General features: G+C 33.4%; 23 protein-coding genes and 1 pseudogene. 7 read left to right on the top strand and 17 right to left on the bottom strand.

Features of this window, described 5'->3' with window-relative positions; all coding sequences use genetic code 11:
• Nucleotides 1-458: 458 nt before the first annotated feature.
• Together ACUXEY_RS01415 and ACUXEY_RS01410 are read right to left on the bottom strand one after the other, a co-directional pair.
• Nucleotides 459-581: pseudogene (locus ACUXEY_RS01415) on the bottom strand (glycosyl transferase family 2); the annotation flags it as partial.
• A 121-nt stretch (nucleotides 582-702) separates the two neighbouring features.
• Complete coding sequence (locus ACUXEY_RS01410) at nucleotides 703-1356, bottom strand: lysostaphin resistance A-like protein (protein ID WP_461299898.1); 654 nt, start codon at nucleotides 1354-1356, stop codon at nucleotides 703-705.
• Nucleotides 1357-2028: 672 nt separating this feature from the next.
• On the opposite strand from ACUXEY_RS01410, the gene ACUXEY_RS01405 reads away from it, so the two are divergent.
• Nucleotides 2029-2619, top strand: coding sequence for a TetR/AcrR family transcriptional regulator (locus tag ACUXEY_RS01405; RefSeq protein ID WP_461299897.1), 591 nt, complete (start codon nucleotides 2029-2031; stop codon nucleotides 2617-2619).
• 284 nt (nucleotides 2620-2903) lie between these two features.
• On the opposite strand, the gene ACUXEY_RS01400 is transcribed toward ACUXEY_RS01405, so the two are convergent.
• Nucleotides 2904-3161: a DUF3963 domain-containing protein gene (locus ACUXEY_RS01400; RefSeq protein ID WP_461299896.1), complete on the bottom strand. Its 258-nt coding sequence runs from the start codon at nucleotides 3159-3161 to the stop codon at nucleotides 2904-2906.
• A gap of 146 nt (nucleotides 3162-3307) precedes the next feature.
• Nucleotides 3308-3787 (bottom strand): GyrI-like domain-containing protein, encoded by a 480-nt coding sequence (locus tag ACUXEY_RS01395; protein WP_461299895.1) that lies wholly within the window; start codon nucleotides 3785-3787, stop codon nucleotides 3308-3310.
• Nucleotides 3788-3897: 110 nt separating this feature from the next.
• On the opposite strand from ACUXEY_RS01395, the gene ACUXEY_RS01390 reads away from it, so the two are divergent.
• Nucleotides 3898-4857 (top strand): helix-turn-helix transcriptional regulator, encoded by a 960-nt coding sequence (locus ACUXEY_RS01390; protein WP_429603536.1) that lies wholly within the window; start codon nucleotides 3898-3900, stop codon nucleotides 4855-4857.
• 187 nt (nucleotides 4858-5044) lie between these two features.
• On the opposite strand, the gene ACUXEY_RS01385 is transcribed toward ACUXEY_RS01390, so the two are convergent.
• The 8 genes from ACUXEY_RS01385 to ACUXEY_RS01350 form a co-directional block, all read right to left on the bottom strand.
• Nucleotides 5045-5416 (bottom strand): DUF805 domain-containing protein, encoded by a 372-nt coding sequence (locus ACUXEY_RS01385; RefSeq protein ID WP_429603535.1) that lies wholly within the window; start codon nucleotides 5414-5416, stop codon nucleotides 5045-5047.
• A 299-nt stretch (nucleotides 5417-5715) separates the two neighbouring features.
• Entirely contained in the window at nucleotides 5716-6465 is a 750-nt protein-coding gene (locus tag ACUXEY_RS01380; protein ID WP_144614001.1) for an ABC transporter permease, read from the bottom strand.
• Nucleotides 6466-7227, bottom strand: coding sequence for an ABC transporter ATP-binding protein (locus tag ACUXEY_RS01375; RefSeq protein ID WP_429603534.1), 762 nt, complete (start codon nucleotides 7225-7227; stop codon nucleotides 6466-6468). It lies immediately after the preceding gene.
• A gap of 156 nt (nucleotides 7228-7383) precedes the next feature.
• Nucleotides 7384-7725, bottom strand: a complete 342-nt coding sequence (locus tag ACUXEY_RS01370; protein WP_000889650.1) for a DUF1048 domain-containing protein — start codon at nucleotides 7723-7725, stop codon at nucleotides 7384-7386.
• Nucleotides 7726-7800: 75 nt separating this feature from the next.
• Entirely contained in the window at nucleotides 7801-8121 is a 321-nt protein-coding gene (locus ACUXEY_RS01365) for a PadR family transcriptional regulator (protein WP_000429483.1), read from the bottom strand.
• Nucleotides 8122-8540: 419 nt separating this feature from the next.
• Nucleotides 8541-9827 (bottom strand): hydroxylamine reductase, encoded by a 1287-nt coding sequence (gene hcp / locus ACUXEY_RS01360; RefSeq protein ID WP_098230493.1) that lies wholly within the window; start codon nucleotides 9825-9827, stop codon nucleotides 8541-8543.
• Nucleotides 9828-10436: 609 nt separating this feature from the next.
• Nucleotides 10437-11210, bottom strand: a complete 774-nt coding sequence (bla2, locus tag ACUXEY_RS01355; RefSeq protein ID WP_461299894.1) for a BcII family subclass B1 metallo-beta-lactamase — start codon at nucleotides 11208-11210, stop codon at nucleotides 10437-10439.
• A gap of 143 nt (nucleotides 11211-11353) precedes the next feature.
• On the bottom strand, nucleotides 11354-11635 hold the full coding sequence (locus ACUXEY_RS01350; protein WP_097815512.1) for a MazG nucleotide pyrophosphohydrolase domain-containing protein: 282 nt from the start codon (nucleotides 11633-11635) through the stop codon (nucleotides 11354-11356).
• A 112-nt stretch (nucleotides 11636-11747) separates the two neighbouring features.
• On the opposite strand from ACUXEY_RS01350, the gene ACUXEY_RS01345 reads away from it, so the two are divergent.
• Entirely contained in the window at nucleotides 11748-12038 is a 291-nt protein-coding gene (locus ACUXEY_RS01345) for a DUF3784 domain-containing protein (RefSeq protein WP_087984093.1), read from the top strand.
• A 29-nt stretch (nucleotides 12039-12067) separates the two neighbouring features.
• Here the strand turns inward: ACUXEY_RS01345 and ACUXEY_RS01340 are convergent, their stop codons facing one another.
• The gene (locus tag ACUXEY_RS01340; RefSeq protein ID WP_461299893.1) at nucleotides 12068-12349 is read right to left on the bottom strand and encodes a hypothetical protein; all 282 of its coding nucleotides are present in this window, start codon (nucleotides 12347-12349) and stop codon (nucleotides 12068-12070) included.
• A gap of 133 nt (nucleotides 12350-12482) precedes the next feature.
• Between ACUXEY_RS01340 and ACUXEY_RS01335 the strand changes: the two genes are divergently transcribed.
• Nucleotides 12483-12677 (top strand): hypothetical protein, encoded by a 195-nt coding sequence (locus tag ACUXEY_RS01335; RefSeq protein WP_461299892.1) that lies wholly within the window; start codon nucleotides 12483-12485, stop codon nucleotides 12675-12677.
• A gap of 52 nt (nucleotides 12678-12729) precedes the next feature.
• Here ACUXEY_RS01335 and ACUXEY_RS01330 read toward each other — a convergent pair whose 3' ends face one another.
• The 4 genes from ACUXEY_RS01330 to yeiL form a co-directional block, all read right to left on the bottom strand.
• Nucleotides 12730-12978 carry a hypothetical protein gene (locus ACUXEY_RS01330; RefSeq protein ID WP_000666946.1) on the bottom strand — a complete coding sequence of 83 codons (249 nt, stop codon included), beginning with the start codon at nucleotides 12976-12978 and terminating at the stop codon, nucleotides 12730-12732.
• A gap of 280 nt (nucleotides 12979-13258) precedes the next feature.
• Nucleotides 13259-14302 carry a flavin-containing monooxygenase gene (locus tag ACUXEY_RS01325; RefSeq protein WP_461299891.1) on the bottom strand — a complete coding sequence of 348 codons (1044 nt, stop codon included), beginning with the start codon at nucleotides 14300-14302 and terminating at the stop codon, nucleotides 13259-13261.
• Between the two features lie 205 nt (nucleotides 14303-14507).
• A complete protein-coding gene (locus tag ACUXEY_RS01320) occupies nucleotides 14508-14861 on the bottom strand; it encodes a glyoxalase superfamily protein (RefSeq protein ID WP_000632412.1) in 354 nt (117 codons plus the stop codon).
• A gap of 13 nt (nucleotides 14862-14874) precedes the next feature.
• On the bottom strand, nucleotides 14875-15567 hold the full coding sequence (yeiL, locus tag ACUXEY_RS01315) for a transcriptional regulator YeiL (RefSeq protein ID WP_461299890.1): 693 nt from the start codon (nucleotides 15565-15567) through the stop codon (nucleotides 14875-14877).
• 109 nt (nucleotides 15568-15676) lie between these two features.
• Here yeiL and ACUXEY_RS01310 point away from each other — a divergent pair, with 109 nt between their 5' ends.
• The 3 genes from ACUXEY_RS01310 to ACUXEY_RS01300 all read left to right on the top strand — a co-directional run bounded on the left by ACUXEY_RS01310 (nucleotide 15677) and on the right by ACUXEY_RS01300 (nucleotide 17185).
• The gene (locus ACUXEY_RS01310) at nucleotides 15677-16123 is read left to right on the top strand and encodes a DMT family transporter (RefSeq protein ID WP_243497915.1); all 447 of its coding nucleotides are present in this window, start codon (nucleotides 15677-15679) and stop codon (nucleotides 16121-16123) included.
• Nucleotides 16124-16136: 13 nt separating this feature from the next.
• Nucleotides 16137-16601, top strand: a complete 465-nt coding sequence (locus ACUXEY_RS01305; protein WP_210627154.1) for a DMT family transporter — start codon at nucleotides 16137-16139, stop codon at nucleotides 16599-16601.
• A gap of 89 nt (nucleotides 16602-16690) precedes the next feature.
• Nucleotides 16691-17185 carry a hypothetical protein gene (locus ACUXEY_RS01300; RefSeq protein WP_429603260.1) on the top strand — a complete coding sequence of 165 codons (495 nt, stop codon included), beginning with the start codon at nucleotides 16691-16693 and terminating at the stop codon, nucleotides 17183-17185.
• The last annotated feature ends 19 nt before the right edge of the window (nucleotides 17186-17204 follow it).

Raw genomic sequence — 17204 nt, 5'->3', positions numbered from 1 at the left:
CTTTTCTTTGAGCTTGTCTTCTTGCTCATATTTTTCAAAAACGACTTTCCTCATCGTTTTCTTAATGATTATTCTGTTCTGTTTATATAAAAGTTAAATCTGCATTTTCATTTCTTATATTTTTTGCTTGCCCTTTTTCTATTTTATCTGCAATCTTTAAATAACTCTTCTCTATATTCCTGGTAATTTCAGCCTTTTCTTTCGGCTTCCTCAATTAATCTAGCAATTTTATTAACACTTCAATATTCTCTCATAATCATTTTTCTTCTCTATACATATTCGGAGGAATACAAAGTTTTATGGGGGTCAAAAAATATTTTTATAAAAAAATAAAAACCATTGATTTGAAAAAAGGCTAATCAATGGTTTTCTTATAATATCTATTAAATTAAGTTGGACTTTCATTATATGTAAGAATATCTACTGTTCTCACTATTTCCTACCGATTTTCTCTATTGTTATCTTTCTTGATTATCATAATATGTCTTATGTGCATATTTTTGATTATTTCCTTTTAGATAAGCTAATATTACTTTTGGATTTTTAAGTAAGTCCCAGTCTCCATATGTATCAAATTTTCTTCACGAAGTGCGTTTTTTCGACGTACAAAAGGAATTACATAACTCATTAGTTGACTATCTAATGAGTTATCAATATCCGTTTCTAGTTTTTTAACTCTGTAACAGATGCAAGGCTAACTTCTTACAATATGAAACTAAGGCAATTGTTTAACATATGTATCGCTATGACATATGCAAGGGATCTTTTAGAAATCAGATAAGCCATCGTAAGTATCACCGCGCCTGGTAAATAAATGGCATAATCCGAAAGCTGGTTCGTATGAAGGAATGTAAAGATTAGAATCGAAATGATAGATGCAATAGCAGTACCAATATAATGCGAAAAGCGATTTATTAAAATATAACGAAATACAATTTCTTCAAGTATTGGACCCAGAATACCAAATACAAGCAATGTAAATATAAGAGGTACCTCCCCACCCCTTTCAAGGAGCTGTTCTTGATTCTCTGGCTGACCAGTTGCTAGAAAATGCATAATAGAATTTTCAATAATCATCATAAGTAAAACCACCATAGGAATACTCACTATTTTCAAAATTGTTTTCTCTTTAAAATAAGTAAAACTTTGAATGATTTCTTTCCTAATGAAAATTATTCCTACAATAGCAGATACAGTAAAACCGATGGCACTAAGAAGAAATTCTGATTCAACTAAATTGACATTAGTTAAAAGTGATATGCCAAATAATATGAACAAGCCAATTTGAAATGGTACAAACAGTGTAAAGATTACTAACATAATAAGTTCTTTTTTATTCATTTTTATAAAGTTCATTTTATTATCCTCCTAATTAAATTACCTACAATCTTTGATTTTTCTTTCTGCATAAAGTTCTCCTTCCAAAATATATTCATATAAGTTAACAGACCGAACGGTCCGGTCCGGAATATAATGATACTATAAGTTTCTAGTTTTTTAAACCCTTTTTACAAATGATTAACAAAATAGAAAAAAGCAAATATATTTATAACTCTGTTTCTTATTTACAATCAAACTCCAGTACTCATTAATTATTTCTTTTATAGAATGAAGTGATCAGGCTTTTATCCACAAGAACTGCGTGAGATATTATTATATAAGAAGTGAAAGTGGGAGTAGTTCAAACACTTTAGCTAAACATATTGATGAAGATTATATATAATACTCATATGTCTATGCACTCAAATTAACTATATATTTTTACATCTTCTACGATTTTAGGTAAAATTAGTTGTCTAACATGACTAAATTAAACAATTGATCATTTTATTTTTGACAGAAAATTCATTTAAAAAATATAAATAATACAATTTGATTAACCTCTGTTCAAACTGTACTATTTGAGGTTTCCATAAGATAGGGATTGATACTATATTTTTACTTCACACTTATTTATACTTACAAAAAAATAGAGGATAAACATTACCTGGAATATTAAGCTCGGTTTTATTAGGAGGACTACAAAGCATGACTAAAGTTGATACGGTAAAGGAAAAAATTATTGAAACATCTTTATATTTATTTAATACTAATGGGATAACTCGCACATCCATCCAGGATATAATGACAGCTACTGAACTACCTAAAGGGTCTATTTATCGTAGATTCAAAAATAAAGAAGAAATTGTCCTTGCTGCCTACGACAAAAGTGGTGAGATTATGTGGGGGCATTTTCATAAAGCAATGGAAAATAAAAAGACAGCAATCGATAAAATCCTTGCAATTTTCCTTGTATATCAAGATGCAGCTAATAATCCTCCTATTGCTGGAGGCTGTCCATTGCTTAATAGCGCAATTGAAAGTACTGGAGTATTCCCAGAATTACAAACAGCAGCAGCAAAAGGTTATGATGATACAGTAATGTTAATGGCTTCTCTCATAAAAGAAGGAATAGAGAAACAAGAGCTTAAAGAAGATATAGACATTATATCGCTCGCTTCTTTTCTTGCATCTTCAATGGAGGGCGCTATTATGGCAAGTCGAGTATCTAACGATAATATACACCACCAGTATTTTATTGAACAAATAAAACATCACCTTTTCTCTTATTCTAAATAAGTGAGAACTTGCATTGCTTGCATTCAATTTTTATAGACTTAAACTGAATAAACCCCTCTCATAAAAAGTATTTACTGCTTATAAGAGGGGGATTAGTTTTTAGCAAATGTAGCTTTTTGGATGCTGTATATTATGCATACTACCAATCTCTTTTTCACATACCTCTCCTTTTTATTTAAAAGAATATCCACTTTGGTTTCTCCGTTTAAAGAATTACCTAGTTCCCTTTTCCTATAGATAGACAAAATATTGGGCACTAAATGAACTGTCCCTGAAGTAAGGTTCTAAAAATATCCTATCCATAGAGCTACTACAGCAACTACTAACAAAGCAAAACAAATTGTTATATTTCGGACCCACTTTTGTATATCATCAAAATACCGTTCTATAAATATAGCGTTGATATAAACGATAAGAAATAGAACAACGAAAGTAAAGGAACCGAATTTATCGTTAGATTTTTCATTGGTATATGTGCTTACATGAAGGAATAGAAAAACAAACACTACTATGAATAACTCAAATATCCTTTTTTTATTCACCCCGCCACCGCCTTACAATAATTCCCTTTTATTCCGTTTTACCAGAACATCATGTGTAGCTGCATATGAATAATTTATTTATGTCAAAAAGGCCAACAATTCAATATTGTTAGCCTCTACTTCCCATATTCGTACCTTTTATCACTTTACTTGCTAACAACTGGAATCCACATTTCACCAAATACTACGCCGTCTCTCTGCCCCATCTCAACTGTTGTATTTGGCCCACCAACATAAGCAAAATCTGTTGCTTCTCGTAAAGCTTGACCGAAGGCGATACCAGTCAGCTTATTGCTTAGCTCTTCAGCCGTTTTATCTTCCCCTTTCACTACTAAGTATTCTCCCTTCGGAAACTGTATCACTCTAGATTCTTCTTCTATTTGTGCCTCTGTCATAACACCAGCATAATACATCATCTTGTTATTCACCGCTTCACTCACAGAAAAAATGTATTCGTTTGTAGCTAAAGCTTTTAAAGCGTCCAATCTTCCATCTTGTTTAACAGCTGACCAAAAGTCTTCCTTTTCTTTATTTATTCCAGCAAAGTCTGTATAGTCACTCTCAATTTCAGTTCCAATACCTAACACAATAAAGCTATCTTTTTCTTCAATCGTATAATTTTTCACATTCAAAACCTTCCTTCTTTTAAATTGAATCAAATGATTTATCTTTTCATTTGATAAGTTTATAATATCTTTAAATCATGTCAAAAAATGATACTGTTTAGGAGACTCCAATGAAAAAAGTTGAACGGATTAATACAATTATGCGGTATATCAATAATCGCTCCCACTTTACAATTACTGAAATCATACGAGAATTTAACATATCACGATCGACAGCTATTAGAGACATAAGAGAAATTGAAGCTATGGGCATGCCACTTGTCGCTGAAGTTGGAAGAACTGGTGGATATTTTGTTATGCATAACTCTATCCTGCCCGTTGTTCGCTTTACTGATAATGAAGTCAAAGCTCTTTTTATTGCCTTTATGGCTACAAGAAATCAACAACTTCCCTATCTAAAGAGTCGCCAATCTTTAGCCGAAAAACTACTAGGACTCATTTCTGAAACTCAACAAGATGACCTTGTTCTTTTAAATCAACTCTTACTTTTTGAAGGGACTAACCCCCATAATCCCGATCTACTTGAGCTTTCTGACCTCCCCCATCCGATGTTAGAAAAACTCATTCAAATCCTTCTATTGGATAGACATTTATTGATTACTGTCAAAGAAGAAAAAATCAAGTCTTATCCAATTTACCTATTACACCTTTATCAAGAAAAAAGTCATTGGATTATTGAAGGATTTGACTTAAAAGAAGAAAAAAAGATGATGTTTCCTGTCGATGACCTCATCAATATCGAACCGTACACAACGAAAAAGAGGTTAAATAAGAAAAAGATTTTAGAAAAACTCAGTAAGAAGGACGAAGCAATTAACCTTGTACTTGAACTTGGTCCAAAAGCGATTGCCCAGTACAAAAAATACCATCCTTTCAAAGTTTCTATATCTTATACAAATCCTTACCAATCTACAGCTATTTTAAAAACATTTATCGATGTTCACAATTCCGATGAAGTGACAGAGATGACAAATTGGCTACTTTTCTTAGGGAAAGATATTACAATCAAGGAAATGCCTGAAGAAGTATTAAACGATTTCCAAGTGAGGTTATGTTTATATTCACCATAAGCAGCGATCGGTTACACCTGAAAATATTGAATTTAATTCGTTACCAGTTGTCCATATTTTTAAGTTCCTAGGGAAAACATTGTATTTGCTATCAAAGCTAAACGAAGCTTCTAAGAATAATACAATAAAAAGGTGTGAACTAGCTTTTAGTTCACACCTTTTTATATTAGAGTTTACTATACATACATTAAATTGCTTGTTTAAGATTTAAATGTGGATTTGGTCCATACTTATTCTCACCTTCGTCACTTTCAATGATACAAAACACAAGCAGAATCGCTCCTCCAAATGGTACCAAATTTAATAGCTGCCACCATCCTGTTTTTCCACTATCATGTAATCGACGAGCTTCCACTGCCAGAGTAGGAACGATAAAAATTGCTATATATAGCAAAGTAATATTGGCTCTTAAATAGAAGACAGACGGAGAATATGAGGCAAAATATATTAATGACCAAAACGTAACCTTATTAACTAAAGTAAAAATCCAGTACTCTTTTCTCGTTGCTCTCCCACTAAATTTGGCATAGTTTTTGAGAGCATATAAATACCATTTCATTTGAATCTCTCCCTTTTCCATCCCCTAAACAATTAATTTATACATTATATACCTTATAAGTATAAATATAACACATCACAACTATGACCTCTATATTTATATAGAATATTCTGTTTATTTTCAAGTTATTTTAGTTAAACTTTACATACCATATTTCATGGCATTTGTATTCAATTCATTATTCTCCTATTTACTTTAAAACTACTACAATTAAGCGAAGTATGAATGTATTATTAAAGGACGGAAAATCTTCCCGTGCTTTTTCTAAAACGTATATAATTTCGGATGATTTAATTCACTTACCCTAACTGACGTTTAAATGCTTTACTAGCAAAAAAGTACGAAATGATCATGATCCCTACGCACCAAGCAAGTGCAATCCAAATATCGTTACCAACAGTCCCTTCATATAAAAGGGCACGAATTGCATTCACGATTGAAGTTACAGGCTGATTCTCTGCAAATGCACGAACAATTTTTGGCATCGTTTCGGTAGGTACGAAGGCTGAACTAATAAATGGTAGAAAAATTAGTGGGTACGAGTACGCTGTCGCTCCCTCCATTGACTTCGCTTTCAACCCTGGAATGATAGCTAGCCATGTGAGCGCTAGCGTAAACGTTCCTAGTATTCCAATTACTGCAAGCCATTCTAGCATACTAGCACTGGAACGGAAGCCCATTAAGAGCGCAACAAGAATAACCACTACGATAGTAAGAACATTCGCAACAAGAGAGGTTAAAACGTGAGCCCACAATATCGATGAGCGCTTAATTGGCATCGTAATAAAACGTGCCATTAGCCCACTCTTTACATCCGTAAATAATCGCACAGAAGTGTAAGCCACACCGGATGCGATAGCCATGAGCAAAATTCCCGGCAATAAATAATTGACATAGTTATCCGTTCCTGTCTTTATAGCCCCGCCAAATACGTAGACAAACAATAGCATCATCATAATTGGTGTAATCGCTACTGTAATAATTGTATCTGGACTACGCATAATATTACGCATTAAGCGCCCTAGTAATACCCCTGTTTTACTTTTCATTTACATCTCCCCCTTTTTACCGATAATCGCAAGGAAAATTTCTTCCAATGTAGGCTGCTTCTCGATATACTCTACTTTTGCTGGCGGGAACATCTCTTTCAGTTCAGTAAGAGTACCTGTCGTAATAATTTTTCCACCATGCAAAATAGCGATACGGTCAGCCAGTTGTTCTGCTTCCTCCAAGTATTGCGTTGTGAGCAAGATCGTTGTGCCGCTGCCGGCAAGTTCCTTGACTGTATCCCACACTTCGATCCGCGCTTCAGGATCAAGTCCAGTCGTTGGTTCGTCAAGAAAAATAACTGCTGGCGCCCCAATCAAACTCATCGCGATATCAAGCCGGCGCTTCATCCCGCCTGAATACTGATCTGCCCTCTGATTAGCCGCATCCGTCAGGCTAAATCTTCCAAGCAAATTGTCAGCGATTTGAACAGGATTGGAGACACCACGTAACTTGGCAATCATGATCAAGTTTTCCCTCCCGGTAAGCATGCCGTCTAAAGCTGCGAACTGCCCTGTCAAACTGATGCTTTGACGAACATGATCTGGTTGACGTTCGATATTAAATCCACAAATACTTACTTCACCATCATCTTGTTTCATTAGCGTCGAAAGGATATTGACCGTTGTCGTTTTCCCCGCTCCATTTGAGCCTAGCAGCGCGAAAATTTCGCCACGCTGCACTTCAAAATCCACTCCCTTTAAGACTTCTTTATCTTTAAAAGATTTTTTTAATCCTTTTACAGAAACCGCTGCATTACTCATACTTTTTCCCCCTTTATCAAAATAGATTACCTATACCCTCTATTTAGTATCACTGATAATCTGTAATACTTAGTAGTGATTTAAAAATATAACTGAATAGCGATGGTAGCAATTCACATTTGTAACCAGCTAATCAGTTGGTATTCCTAATTGTATTTATTTTTTTCTCAACTTCTTCATAATACTTTCATTCAAATCTTCACGATACTTGGAGACATACGTTTTAGCGTTTGCCACTAGTTCGTCAGCAAAAGATGCTACGTCTTCCCCAGTAATGTCAAGCACTTGTCTGCCTTCTGCTGCACCAGCTTCAAACAAATCGATTAATTCATACTGTATGTGCAGCATATCCATACCGTTTCCGGTCGAAAAATTCCACATGTAGTTTTGAATTTTCTTAAACACAAATTGATAGTCCTCGGGTAGTGCTGCAACACGTGCCATCATCATTCTGTACTCTTTTTTATCACCAATTAATTTTTTGAATATTTCCAACATATTATTTTCCTCCTTTTTTATAAAGCAGAACAAGAAACTCTCCAAATATGAGCCGGAACATTTTATATTATGAGGCTAGTTTGACTTCAAGACGTTAATTTTTGAAGATACAAAATCCCATTTTTTCCAAAACAATTCAAGTTCCTGACGGCCTGCTTCATTTAATGAATAAAACTTACGAGGCGGCCCCATATCTGATGGTTTCTTTTCAATATTCACAAGCTTTTTCTTTTCTAATCGTACGAGGATAGTATAAACCGTCCCTTCTACGACTTCGGTAAACCCAAGATCATTCAGGTGGCGGGTAATCTCATAGCCGTACGTTTCACGGCGGCTGATGATTTCCAGTACACACCCTTCCAGTGAACCTTTCAACATTTCAGTTAAATTTTCCATATCCTGATCCTCCTTTACCCCCTATTCTGTCTGACTTATATTCAGTATCACAGAGTACTAAGGCGAATTTTTACTGAATAGCTTTTGAGTAAAACTACACTATTCAGTATTACTTATTACAACTACATTGTATGACTAAGTAGTTGTGAATGTCAACTGATTTTCAAAATTTTTCTAAAAACCGCTATTACCTATCGTTTGCTGAAAATATTTTGAGAAACAGCACTACTCAGTATTACCTATTACAAGTACATTGTATGACTGAGTAGTTGTAAATGTCAACTCGATTTTTATATTTTTCTAAAATCAACTATTACCTATCCCACTAAGAAAAAATGCCCCGAAACAAAAATTCTACATTTTTGTTTCGAGGCGCTATAGGCCAGTTCTTCTTCTTAATAAGACAAATCACCCTTTTGTTACGATAACATCATTTCCATATCTTCCGCTGCATTTGTAATCAGTTTCAAACCGAATGTTTCTTGTAATACATCAAGCACGCCAGGTGAAATAAATTCAGGCGCCTTTGGACCGATGCGAATATCTTGAATGCCGAGACTAAATAGTCCAAGTAAAATCGCAACCGCTTTTTGTTCAAACCATGAAAGGACAATACTAACTGGCAGTTCGTTCACTTCGCATTGAAAAGCACCTGCTAAAGCGGCTGCTATTTTCACTGTAGAAATTGAATTATTACATTGCCCTAAATCAATGTAACGCGGAATCTCTGTACCAGGTACAACACCGTACTCTACATCATTAAAGCGGAATTTTCCGCAAGAAGTCGTTAAAATAACCGTTTCTGGCGGAAGTGACGTTGCTAATTCACGATAATATTCCCCGCCTTTTCCTGGTGCATCACAACCTGCGATGACAAAGAAACGCTTAATCTTCCCTTCTTTTACTGCCTCAATAATTTCTGGGGCCAATGATAATACTGTATTATGATGAAACCCTGTTACTAACTGTTCATCCGACTCCATATGTACTTCTGGAAGTTCTAGCGCTTTTTGAATCAACGGCGTGAAATCATCATTTTCAATTTTTTGTACACCTTCTAAACCTGCAATATCATATGAAAAGAATCGATCAGAATATGATCCTTTAATTGGCATAACACAATTCGTTGTCGCTAATATGGCACCTGTAAATTTTTCGAACAGACGTCGTTGATCGTACCATGCCTTACCGATGTTTCCTTTTAAATGTTTATATTTTTTCAGCTGCGGATACCCGTGTGCTGGCAACATTTCAGAGTGCGTATAAATATTAATTTCTTTTCCTTCTGTTTGTTTTAATAATTCTTCTAACGCAAATAAATTATGACCAGTAACTACAATTGCTTTACCTTCTACATGGTTTTGTGTAATTTGAACAGGCTCTGGAACACCAAAGTGATTCGTATGCGCCTCATCTAATAACTCCATTACTCGTAAAGCCGATTTCCCTACTTTCATAGCCATATCAATATGTTCTTGTTCATTAAAGTTAGAATTGGTTAATGTCATATACAGTGCTTCTTGCGTTGTAGCATCTACAAAATCATCAGTATACCCTAGCTGAGCAGCATGCGTACGATAAGCCGCAATTCCTTTTAATCCAAACACAATCGTATCTTGTAAACTTGCAATTGTTTCATTTTTACCGCAAACACCGATTACTTTACATCCGCCTGTTGGCGTTTGTTCACATTGATAACAAAACATTATCATCCCACCCTCTCCCAATCATTCCTTACAAACTAAGCATAATATCTGGTGAGATGAAAGGATGTGATATCAATCACAATAATATAGATAAATTTGTGACAGTTCATATTGTTGACATAATATTTTTATTGACTCTAAAAACATTACTGAAAAATGTACATCTTTGTTGGTACTTTCAAATAGCTAGTTAATAGATTTAAAGAACTATTAGCAACTAGCAATTTTTTTGATTAAAAATTCTATGGGAAAGTCCTTCATTTACAATACATTTACATTATCTTAACATTGTTTACATTATTTATATGATATATTTATATAGAAACTACTTAATAAATTTCATGTACATTGTTATCTTTATAATCTCTGATTTAATTAACAAGAGATTATGTTATATTTTCATATCAGGGGTGAATGAGGATGACTGAAACTTTAAAAACACTTATAATGCTTGATGCTACTTACGTTGTTATAGCGATTATGACGGTACTGGTATTTGTATACTTGGAATTAAAATCTCAATAACGTATGCAGGCTTCGCATTTAAATATAGTTAGAAGAAAGCGAGGAGAAAATTGTTTCTCCTCGCTTTTTTATTCCCACTGTTTCTTATTTCAACAAATCCAATGTATGTAAAAGTAAACCTCTATCCCCAACTTCTCCATGACCAGGAACTACTGAATTGATAGTTCCATATCGCTTCAGCACATTCTCAATCGATGTAGACCATTCATTTACGTAAGCATCAGCAACGTTTCCTAAATCTTTCGCGGACGCAGATTTCACTAAACAGCCTCCAGCTAAAATGTTGTATTGCGGTAACCATACGACAATATTATCTTCTGTATGTCCTTTCCCTGGATAAAACGTTTCTACTTTCATATTTCCAAACTTCAAATTTGTAACGGTTTGTAAATCTCCAAGCGGTTCCTCATATCCATTTTTCTTTGCTAGTTCTGCAGTCAACACTGTACTATGCGCTTTAATGCCTCTTTCTTTCAATGTTTTTATTCCGCCAATTCGATCAGCGTGCGCATGTGTAATAATGACATCCGTTACCCGTTTCTTAAATTTCTTTTCTACCATCTCTATTAATTCCTTCGTTAACTTATCATCCCAAGAAGAATCAACAAGCACTAACCCTTTAGAAGTAATAAGAACTAGCCCGTTCGAAGGAACTGCTTCTCCGTTAAAATAACCTAACTCCGTATGAACCCATACATGCTTGTTTAACTGAGAAATTGAAATAGTTCCTGTCTCATTTTTTATTATTTTTTGCTCTAGCTTTTGTTCCGCTTTCACAGAAGAAACAGCACTAACAAATTGAGTTGTTCCTAGCAAACTAACACATACCCCTAATTTTAATAATGTATTCTTTTTCATTTTCTCCACCCTTTCTTTCAAACGAAATAGTTATTACCTATAATAGACAATTCACCTTAACAGTTTGTTCCATCTTTTCTTACATATTTTTCATCTCATTAATAAAAAGCGTACAAAATTTTGTACGCTTTTTAACTTTCCTTTTACCATTCACGTTTTTTATTAATCCTCATTTTTTCTTCAAACGCCTTCTCTAAATCAATTTCTAACTTGTTTGCTAAATCACATACATTCCAAATGACATCAAACATTTCTAAACCAATCTCTCTTTTCGAATCTTGTATTTTATCACGCTTTAATATAACTTCCGCTAATTCACCCAATTCCGCCATCGTATACATTGTACGCTCTTCAATGGTTGTATCTTGAAATCCTTTTTCTTTACTGAAATTTGATACATATCTCTGGAATTCTACAATATTCATACTTAATCCCCCTTCATGATAAATACTCCGTTTTTCTATTACACTTATATTTTGTTAAATTATAACATTCATACTATAATTTATTTATAACCCTTTAACGGAGGTGTTTTCAATGACTCTCTTCGCTTCCCCATCATTATTCATATTAGCAATCATTTCATTTGCATTAGCTTATTTCATCGGAGTAAAACAATACACTTGGCTCTTATCAGGATTCAATGAACGCCGTGTGCCAGATAAAGGTAAGTTATCACAAATAGTTGGTCTTTATAATTTAACTGCCGGTGTTATTGCCACAATTGGTAGTGTCTTCACTACTCCTAATGCCAAAATCTTATTTCCTATCATTATAATTGGACACGTTATAATAGCTGCCTATGTAAATACACGTATGGTTCAATAAAAAAAGATCATCCGATTGGATGGTCTTTTTTATAATTTATCGACATATTGCTTCGCTTCTAATAATGAAAAACCAAAAGCCTCTCTTACTCTCTTAACTGCTGTAACTGTTTTTCCTTCTTCCATAAGCTGGCGCAACTCTTTATTAATTTCAGGTTCTTTATCTATAATTCCCATTTCTTTCGAAATTAGCTGTAATCTATCTTCCATCCTCTTTAAACGTGCATCCGTTTTCTTTTCGATTCTATTTAATTTTTCAACGATATAAATAAACCCAAAGACCGCTATCGGTATGATCATCCAAAATTCCATGACTATTCCTCCTCATTAGCTTTCATTTGTTTTATTTCACTAACTTATGTAAATTTTACCACGAAACACATTTAATGTATAATAGTAATATACAACACTGTTGATAAAACCTTTTATTTTAAGGGGGCACTTTATGAAAAGATTTTTAAATACGCTACTACAATTTGTAGTTCTTTTAATTGCACTACATTTATTATTTGATATCGTTGGCTGGCTTGTTTTCAATGCGCCAATTAAAAATAAACAAATCATTATTTCCTTACTAACAACCTCATGGTTAATGTACATGTACCGAGATAAATTTTTTAAGACATTCACTTCGAATTAACTAAAAAAACTTCATCAATAAAAGATGAAGTTTTTTCTTTTTCTCTCATTCTCTATATAACATTTTTCGCAACAATTTTTATATGTTCTGGTGCAATAATCTCCGTTATACTTTCTTGGAAATCTTCCTGCAACATTTCTTCAATATGTTCTAACTGCACTTCAACATGTGTGCATTCTAAATTATGTATATTTAATAGTGCATAATGATCTTTTTTCTTAATTACTAAATATTGATTCTCCTCTGTTACAAGTACAGAACCTAATCGTACTCCTAGTAGTCGTTGATCATCAAACTTCACAATCACTCCCCCTTCCTTAATCCAAAACGCGATCCGTATGTAATAAAATAACATTTCAGGTAATCTATTCTTTATAAACTATATCACAATTTATTAAAATATAAATATCATATTTTTTTTACTAAAACCCCCTATTCTTTTATATATTTCGATACAAAAAACTTTCTCAACATAAAATTAGAATTTTCAGTTTTTATTCTTATGAAAATCTATTATAATGAAGTTAATAAATGTTTGACCTCTCCTAATTCATGTACATATGGATGATCAGTAGTCGCTACTACTGATCTATTTTTTTGATTTCAGAAAGTAAATACGCTGCATCCTTTCCTACACCACAAATAAGTGCAGAGCCCCTTTGAGATTGCCATGGCAAACCGATATAATATAATCCCCTTACTGGACTTATCCCCTTTACATGATTAGGAAATCCATTCCCATTCACTGCTTTTTCTATTTCAATCCATTTATAGTTCTGAATAAAACCAGTTGACCATATAATACTTTCTACGCTATACGTGCCACCATTTTGAAACATAATGCTATTTTCTGATGCACTAACCACTTTTTCCTCTAGTTTAATTGCTCCACTACGAATAAGTTCCTTTCCTTCAAAACCAAAAATAGGATCCTTTCTCTTCTGAAACCATTTTCCCCTCCTTGTATTTACTTCAGCGTACAATAAACCCAATTTTTCTAACCAATTAAAAATGCTTGTTCTAAAAAGATGTAGCGGTAAAAATGTTAAAGGATGACTGATAGACATTGTAACTTCATGAGTTTTTGCAAGTTCTACTGCAATTTGCATTCCTGAATTCCCGCCACCTACTACTAGTACTTTTCCCTTAGGAATTTGTGATGGTGATTTATATTGTGATGAATGTATTTGAAAAACATGCGATGAAAGATGTTGTGAAAATGAGGGGATATATGGTTGCTGAAAGCCACCTGTTGCGATAACAACCTTTTTTGATTGTAAAATTTCTGTAGAAGTATGTAATTCGAATATATCTTTTTCTTTCTTTATTTTAAAAACTTCGGTTTGCAAGTTTACTGGTAATTGAAAATGCCTTGCATATTCTTCTAAATATGTTGCCATTTCATCTTTACATGGAAATCCATTTCCTTCTCCTTTTACTATCATACCTGGTAAACTACTATATTCCCTTGGTGTGAAGAGTTGCAAAGAATCATATCTGTTTCTCCATGAATCCCCAATTCGGTTTCCTGCCTCAAGTAATAAGAAATTATATCCTTCTTGCTTCAAGTAATATCCCATTGTTAATCCAGCTTGACCAGCTCCAATAATAATTAAATCTAACATCTTTTTCCTCCTTTTCAAAACGTATGAATATATGCTCACTTGTTCATATGATTTATGATACGATTTATTTTTCAATATTTCAATCTGTTTAACAAAATAAAAAAGAGTAGTTCACTGCTTTATGAACTACCCTTCATTCCATTTATTTAATACGTAATTACACTGCACTATCTCTAAAAAATATATATATTAATTCCTTCCGGCTCTACAATTTTTCCTCATAAAATATAATTCTATTTGAAAACGGATCAATTACAGTTAATTCAATTGTATCCCAAGGTGTTTTTTCTATATTTGGCTTTGAATAAGCATATTCTTTATTCAATAATATAGAATGATAATCCTCTACATTACCTATTTTGACCCGAATCGCACCGCCTGGCGAGGCATCCCCATGATGTTCTGATAAATGGATTACAGCATCGTGTAACGAAATTTGCATATATAATGGCATATGTTCCTCATACCGATGTTCCCAATCCATATTAAATTCTAAAAAATCTATGTAAAATCGCTTTGCTTTTTCAATATCAAAAATTCTAAATATAGGTGTAATCATTTAAACTCTCCTCCTATTTATAAACATCTGCCGCCAATTCCCTCAAAACATCCACATTCACTACTTCAAAGCAACCATTGTTCTTCTTTATAATCTCTTTATCACAAAAAATATTTAATGTACGTAATAAGTGCCGATAACTCGTTCCTAACAATTCAGCTGTTTCCGTTAAATTCCCACTAAATACAATTCTATTTCCGTGCTGCACCGCTCGTTCTCCTGCTGCTAACATGTAACTTGCCAGTCTATTTTCAAGTGGATATAGTAAATTAATGGTACTATTTTTTGAAAGTCGGTTTAATTTATGTGCTAACGATCCGCAAATACATCGTAGAAATTTCGCATCATGAAATAGTTGATTTCTCACTTTCCCTAAAGGCAAACCAACACAATATGAATCTGCCATTACTTGTACGTTTGAAGCAGTCTTTTGAGAATGAATTAACTCCACATCTCCTAACAGCTGCAAACTATCATAAAAACATAGCAATACAGATTTCCCGTTACTTAATGTATTAAACGCTTTCGCTTTTCCTTCAACGAAGAAAAATAAATAATCTATCTCTTCATTCTCTCTACAAATAAACTCATTCTTTTTAAAAAATATTAGTTCCATATATGGTTTCATATCATTACTAAAAAAGGAGTCAATATTATTTTGTTTCATATACTTTGCTAATTTAATAGCATTACATATTTTTTTCATAGTTCCCCCGCCTTTACAACTACTCCCCATTGTAATCAAAATTTTCTCCTTCCACTATGACATATGTCATAGTAATTCACAATTTCAGCATGATACAGTCATTACAAATATGAAAATTAAAGGGGATATTACATTGTATAACTTTCTTTCTGTCTTTATTGGTGTGCTCATTGCCGTTATGCTTCCATTGAATGGAATTTTATCTGAATTAATTGGCAAGTATACCGCAAGCGTTGTCATTCACCTTGTCGGTTTAATTGCAGTTATCTTCATTTTAATCGTAAACAAAAATAAAATTCATTTTGATAAAAGCATTCCACTTTTTTTATATAGTGCTGGAGCGATTGGGGTATTCACTGTTCTTTTTAATAATATAAGTTTCTCCGTCCTTGGTGCCTCCATTACGATCGCATTAAGTCTACTCGGTCAATCTATCGCTTCCATCGTTATTGATCATTTCGGCTTATTAGGAATGAAAGTTGCAAAGTTTGAAAAGAAAAAACTAATTGGATTATGTTTCATCTCTTCCGGAATTATAATCATGACAATTTATTAATGGAGGCAAGAAAATGTTATATATTACTATCGCTATTTTAGCTGGTGTTTCTATCGTTGTTGCTAGAATTATTAACGCGAATTTAGCAGCGAAAATTGGTAATTGGGAAGGCACGTTTTTTAATTATATTACTGGATTATTTTTCTCTATGGTATTTTTAATTTTCAGCTCAGATTCAATGTACATTCCTGTTCATACGTTGCAGTCTATTCCTATCGCTGTTTACTTAGGCGGATTAGTAGGCGTTATCGTCATCTCGTTATCGAACTATATTACACCTAAAATCTCAGCATTTTATTTAACGTTACTCATCTTTATTGGACAATTATTTGCGGGGACTATCATTGATTTCATCTTGTCACACGAACTCTCAATGGGCAAAGTTGTCGGTGGCATTTTCGTTCTAATTGGTCTCACTTACAATTTACTCATAGATCGCCCGATAAAAACCGTGAAGCATAACCACGTTCAACTATAATACTTTGCGCTCCCCTATCATATATTAATAGAAAAGCTCTTCATACGAAGTGATAGAGAGGAGAATATTCTATTAAGAAAATCATTTTACTGCTCGGTAGCGCACTAATTATTTTTGGAATCGTATGGTTTTTCAACTCTGGAAAATCTATTCAAGATTTCTATACAGCAAATAAACCAAAGAAAAAAGCTACTATCATTTCCACTCAAAGAGACCCAAATGAGCCCCCTGTCTTTTTAGGAAAACAGGAAATAAAAGATATACATGTCGAGTCAATCAAAACAAAAAAGGATATCTTTCTCACAAAAACAGATGAATTAAAAACACTCATTAACAGTATGGATACAGCCAAAAAAGGAAAATTAACATTAGATGAAGAAGGATCAGATTTAATAGATTGTGATATGTGGATCACTTTCGAGAATGGAACTTATAAAAAATATTTCATATGGGTAGTTGATCATCACAATAACGAAGTAATGATTGCTCAGCAAGATACTCCTGATGATGTAAACCTTACGTACTATCAATTAAATGAAGATAGTTCAAAAAAAGTTTATAACTTATTAAAAAAAATTATTTAAACGAAAAAGTCATGAGCAA

It is taken from the genome of Bacillus sp. F9_6S_D1_P_5 (assembly GCF_054823925.1).
This window is presented reverse-complemented; position numbering and strand designations above follow the sequence as displayed.

Coding starts and splice junctions, on each gene's coding strand:
- ACUXEY_RS01410 (WP_461299898.1), bottom strand. CDS start 1,356: ATGAACTTTATAAAAATGAATAAAAAAGAACTTATTATGTTAGTAATC.
- ACUXEY_RS01405 (WP_461299897.1), top strand. CDS start 2,029: ATGACTAAAGTTGATACGGTAAAGGAAAAAATTATTGAAACATCTTTA.
- ACUXEY_RS01390 (WP_429603536.1), top strand. CDS start 3,898: ATGAAAAAAGTTGAACGGATTAATACAATTATGCGGTATATCAATAAT.
- ACUXEY_RS01385 (WP_429603535.1), bottom strand. CDS start 5,416: ATGAAATGGTATTTATATGCTCTCAAAAACTATGCCAAATTTAGTGGG.
- ACUXEY_RS01380 (WP_144614001.1), bottom strand. CDS start 6,465: ATGAAAAGTAAAACAGGGGTATTACTAGGGCGCTTAATGCGTAATATT.
- ACUXEY_RS01375 (WP_429603534.1), bottom strand. CDS start 7,227: ATGAGTAATGCAGCGGTTTCTGTAAAAGGATTAAAAAAATCTTTTAAA.
- ACUXEY_RS01370 (WP_000889650.1), bottom strand. CDS start 7,725: ATGTTGGAAATATTCAAAAAATTAATTGGTGATAAAAAAGAGTACAGA.
- ACUXEY_RS01365 (WP_000429483.1), bottom strand. CDS start 8,121: ATGGAAAATTTAACTGAAATGTTGAAAGGTTCACTGGAAGGGTGTGTA.
- hcp (WP_098230493.1), bottom strand. CDS start 9,827: ATGTTTTGTTATCAATGTGAACAAACGCCAACAGGCGGATGTAAAGTA.
- bla2 (WP_461299894.1), bottom strand. CDS start 11,210: ATGAAAAAGAATACATTATTAAAATTAGGGGTATGTGTTAGTTTGCTA.
- ACUXEY_RS01350 (WP_097815512.1), bottom strand. CDS start 11,635: ATGAATATTGTAGAATTCCAGAGATATGTATCAAATTTCAGTAAAGAA.
- ACUXEY_RS01345 (WP_087984093.1), top strand. CDS start 11,748: ATGACTCTCTTCGCTTCCCCATCATTATTCATATTAGCAATCATTTCA.
- ACUXEY_RS01340 (WP_461299893.1), bottom strand. CDS start 12,349: ATGGAATTTTGGATGATCATACCGATAGCGGTCTTTGGGTTTATTTAT.
- ACUXEY_RS01335 (WP_461299892.1), top strand. CDS start 12,483: ATGAAAAGATTTTTAAATACGCTACTACAATTTGTAGTTCTTTTAATT.
- ACUXEY_RS01325 (WP_461299891.1), bottom strand. CDS start 14,302: ATGTTAGATTTAATTATTATTGGAGCTGGTCAAGCTGGATTAACAATG.
- ACUXEY_RS01320 (WP_000632412.1), bottom strand. CDS start 14,861: ATGATTACACCTATATTTAGAATTTTTGATATTGAAAAAGCAAAGCGA.
- yeiL (WP_461299890.1), bottom strand. CDS start 15,567: ATGAAAAAAATATGTAATGCTATTAAATTAGCAAAGTATATGAAACAA.
- ACUXEY_RS01310 (WP_243497915.1), top strand. CDS start 15,677: ATGAAAATTAAAGGGGATATTACATTGTATAACTTTCTTTCTGTCTTT.
- ACUXEY_RS01305 (WP_210627154.1), top strand. CDS start 16,137: ATGTTATATATTACTATCGCTATTTTAGCTGGTGTTTCTATCGTTGTT.